Source organism: Hyphomonas sp. UBA3601 (assembly GCF_002375605.1).
GTDB lineage: Bacteria > Pseudomonadota > Alphaproteobacteria > Caulobacterales > Hyphomonadaceae > Hyphomonas.
Window position 1 is genome coordinate 24,735 of sequence record NZ_DFME01000002.1, and the last position, 3,326, is coordinate 28,060.

Here is a 3,326-nt window from a genome sequence, read left to right on the forward strand (position 1 = left end):
GGCGGGCCGGAAAAATCCTGCCATTCCGCCTGCCCCGTCTGCGATGCGCCGATCCTCAGCCAGCGCATGCCCAATGGCGGCTGGGTCCATTATGAGCGGCACAGGAATTTCAGCCGCATCAAACACCCCTGTTTCTATCGCGGTGACGATATGGCTCCAGCGCGCGACGTGGAAACAGGTGATCTCTTCGCCTGATCACGATCGAAGCAGTTTTGTTTCAACATTCGGCGGCCAGACGCACTGACATGCCCTGTCATTATCATCGAGAGGGATGATCTGCCGCTCGGCTGATGGTACGAACCTGTATTCAAATTGCAGTCCGCCCGGCGCAGACTGCCAGAACAGGGCTTTTCGCAATGACCGACTTCGAGGCGCTGAAATCCATGGAGCAACGCCTGCTTTGGCTGTCCTCCTGGATCGTGCACAATGCCAACCATCTCCGCGAAAAAGAGGAAGGCGACGTGAAAGTCGGCGGCCACCAGGCCTCTTGCGCCTCGATGGTGTCGATCATGGCGGCCCTCTATTTCCATACACTGCGTCCGGAAGACCGGGTTGCGGTGAAGCCGCATGCCTCGCCGGTCTTCCATGCCATGCAATACATGATGGGGAACCAGACGCGCGAAAAGCTCGAGAATTTTCGCGGCTATGGCGGCGCGCAATCCTATCCGAGCCGCACTAAGGATGTGGACGATGTCGACTTCTCCACAGGCTCTGTTGGCCTTGGCGTCGCGATCACGGCCTTCGCTTCGCTGATGCAGGATTATCTCGAAGCCAAACCGTGGGCGAGTGATCGTCAGCTTGGCCGCATGATCGCCCTCGTGGGGGATGCCGAGCTGGACGAAGGCAATGTCTATGAATGCCTTCAGGAAGGCTGGAAGCATGATTTGCGCAATACCTGGTGGATCATAGACTATAACCGACAGAGCCTTGACGGTGTCGTGCACGAGGGACTGTGGGAGAAAATCGATGCCATCTTCAAGGCCTTTGGATGGCGCACAGTCGTTCTGCGCCATGGCGTCTTGCAACGCGCGGCATTCGAGGAACCGGGCGGCAAGGCCCTGAAGGAATGGATCCAGACCTGTCCGAATGCTGACTATTCGGCTCTCACCTATCAAGGCGGTGCAGCATGGCGCAAACGCCTGATGGATGACATCGGCGATCAGGGCGACGTCACGACCTTGCTCGAAAAACGCAGCGATGACGAGCTTTCCGCCCTGATGAACAATCTCGGCGGTCAGTGCGTCCAGACGCTGACCGAAGCGTTTGACGGGGTCACAGACGACCAGCCCACCGTCTTCCTCGCCTATACGATCAAGGGCTGGGGCACGCCGCTGGCGGGGCACAAGGACAATCATGCCGGCCTGATGAACCCGTCCCAAATGGCGGATTTCCAGAAGCGCATGGGCGTGCCGCAGGGCGAGGAATGGAACGTGCTCGCCGGGATCGACAATCCTGATGGCCTGACGGCGCTGATGAATGACGCCGCCTTCTTCGCGAAAGGCCGCAGGCGGTTCGACGCCCCTATCGTGAAAAGCTCCGGCCCGGTCTTCCTTGACGATCGCAACCAATCCACACAGGCCGGCTTCGGAAAGATACTCGATGCCATCGCCAAGACCGACAGCGAACTGGCTGACCGTATCCTGACCACGTCCCCGGATGTGACCGCGTCAACCAATCTCGGGCCATGGGTCAATCGGCGCAGCCTGTTCGCACGCGAAGCCAAGGGCGACACGTTCCGGGAACAGCGCATTCCCTCAACGCAAAAATGGCAATTCTCTCCCGAGGGCCAGCATATCGAGCTTGGCATCGCCGAGATGAACCTCTTCCTGATGCTCGGCGCGGCCGGCTTGTCACACAGCCTGTTTGGCGAGCGCATCATTCCCATTGGCACGGTCTATGATCCGTTTGTGGCGCGCGGCCTCGATGCGATGAATTATGCCTGTTATCAGGACTCCCGGTTCATCATTGTTGGCACGCCCTCTGGAGTGACGCTGGCCCCGGAAGGCGGCGCCCACCAATCTATCGGTGCGCAACTGATCGGCATGAGTCAGGACGGGCTTGTTTCTTTTGAACCAGCCTTCCTCGATGAACTCTCGATCATCATGGATTGGTCCTTCGACTATCTCCAACGCAGCGGTGAGGGTGACCCGGATGAGCGCACTTGGCTACGTGATGAAACCGGTGGCTCAGTTTATCTGCGCCTGACCACACGCTCCATTGACCAGCTCGGCCTAAAAGCGCGCGATGATGCGGATTTCAGGCGCGGCGTGGTCGATGGCGGTTACTGGCTTCGGGAACCGGGCCCGAATTGTGAGGTCGTGATCGCCTATCAGGGCTGCGTCGCGCCCGAAGTCATCGAAGCAGCCGGACGCATCGGCAATGACCGGCGCGATATCGGCGTGCTGGCCATTACCTCTGCCGATCGCCTGAACTCCGGATGGACCGCTGCGCGCCGCGCCAGAGCGCGCGGGCAGGATAACGCCGTCAGCCAGATCGAACGCTTGATGGGCTCAGTCTCGCGCGACGCGACGCTGATTACCGTTACGGACGGCCACCCGGCAACACTTGCCTGGATCGGTTCAGTCATGGGCCACCGGACCGCGCCGCTTGGCGTCGAACATTTCGGCCAGACCGGCACGATCAATGATCTCTACAGGCACTTCATGATCGACGCCGACGCCATCGTCGCCGCCGCCAATCACCTGTCGGCTGGCCGCAAGATTCGTCTCGCCAAACATGTCTAGCTTTGTCCCTGCGTGAGGACTTGTGAGCAACGCCCTTCCCATGCTGTGGTCGACTTCGTGCCAACATATGGAGACGACATGTCGATCTGGAAAAATGGTCTACCCGATCTTGAAACCCTGAGTTCAAACCAGTCAGGGACGATGGTTGACCATCTGGGTATCACCGTCACGGGCATAACCGACAATTCGCTGACGGCCCGCATGCCCGTCGACGCACGCACGCTCCAACCACACGGTCGGCTGCATGGGGGAGCATCTGTGGCTCTGGCCGAAACCGTTGGATCCATCGCAGCTAACCTGACTCTGGATTCCAACGAGCAGATCGGTGTCGGCCTCGAGATCAATGCCAATCATGTGAGGCCTGTGAAAGAAGGGTATGTGTACGGAACCGCCACGCCGGAAGCGCTCGGCCGGACAACGCAGATATGGTCCATCCGCATCACTGATGAGACTGACCGCCTGGTTTGTATCTCCCGTTTCACGGTCGCGGTGATCCCAGCGAGACAGGCTTGAAACTCCGGGCCCAATAGAAAAAGCCCCCGATATCCGTGAGGACATCGAGGGCCAGTTTGGGTGCGGGAG

Annotated in this window: 3 protein-coding genes; all 3 read left to right on the forward strand. The window is 59.5% G+C overall.

Annotated features, from left to right (window positions below):
• On the forward strand, positions 1-195 hold a 195-nt coding region (locus B4F73_RS00140), incomplete at its 5' end, for a hypothetical protein (protein WP_290482225.1).
• Positions 196-356: 161 nt separating this feature from the next.
• Positions 357-2,744, forward strand: a complete 2,388-nt coding sequence (locus B4F73_RS00145) for a transketolase (RefSeq protein WP_290482226.1) — start codon at positions 357-359, stop codon at positions 2,742-2,744.
• A 78-nt stretch (positions 2,745-2,822) separates the two neighbouring features.
• Entirely contained in the window at positions 2,823-3,257 is a 435-nt protein-coding gene (locus B4F73_RS00150; RefSeq protein WP_290478748.1) for a hotdog fold thioesterase, read from the forward strand.
• The last annotated feature ends 69 nt before the right edge of the window (positions 3,258-3,326 follow it).

What these genes read in the sequence shown, in the direction of transcription:
- B4F73_RS00145 (WP_290482226.1), top strand. Translation starts at nt 357, where the DNA reads ATGACCGACTTCGAGGCGCTGAAATCCATGGAGCAACGCCTGCTTTGG.
- B4F73_RS00150 (WP_290478748.1), top strand. Translation starts at nt 2,823, where the DNA reads ATGTCGATCTGGAAAAATGGTCTACCCGATCTTGAAACCCTGAGTTCA.